Raw genomic sequence first — 708 nt, forward strand, 5'->3', positions numbered from 1 at the left:
ACGATAGGGCCAAACCAGCCGATCACCGCCTCCTTCACGTCCGGCGGACACGGGGCGCCGGCGTGAATGACGAATTTCAGCGACGAGACGTCGTACTTCGCCCGCACCTCCGCCGGCAGCTTGAGCATGCGCACGAACATGGTCGGAACCCACTGGCTGTGGGTGACCCGGCGGGCTTCAATCAGCCGGAGCGCCTCCTCCGCGTCGAACCGCTCCATCACCACCACGGTTCCGCCAAGTTGCAGCACCGCCAGAACATAGCCGAGCGGCGCGGCGTGATAGAGCGGCGCCGGCGACAGATACACCGATCGGTCATCAAGCCCATAGACAGACAGGCCCGCCAGGTCAGCGGTCGCGCCGAAAGGACCGTCCGGCAACGGGCGTTTGATGCCCTTGGGCCGTCCGGTCGTGCCCGAGCTGTACAGCATGACGTCGCCAGCCGTTTGCGGCGGATCATCGGGCGAAGCGCCAGCGACCGCCGCCTCATAGCCAACGAAGCCATCGGCGGCGCCGTCCTGGTCCGTCACCAGGCGCAAACCGCACAGGGCGTTGCCGGCAAGCGCCGCGCCGGCCACGGCCACATGGGCTGGCGACGTGACGATCGCCCGCGCGCCGCAATTGGCCAGGATATAGGCGACCTCGCCGGCGGTGAGGTGGTGGTTGACCGGCGTCACATAGAGGCCGGAGCGCACGGCCGCCAGCACCACC

General features: G+C 68.4%; 1 protein-coding gene. It reads right to left on the reverse strand.

What is annotated here, in order from left to right:
* Window positions 1–708: AMP-binding protein (locus AC4FS3_RS28880; protein WP_491023399.1), on the reverse strand; the 708-nt coding region annotated here is incomplete at both ends.

The sequence above is a fragment of the Pseudogemmobacter sp. TB195 genome (assembly GCF_058313095.1).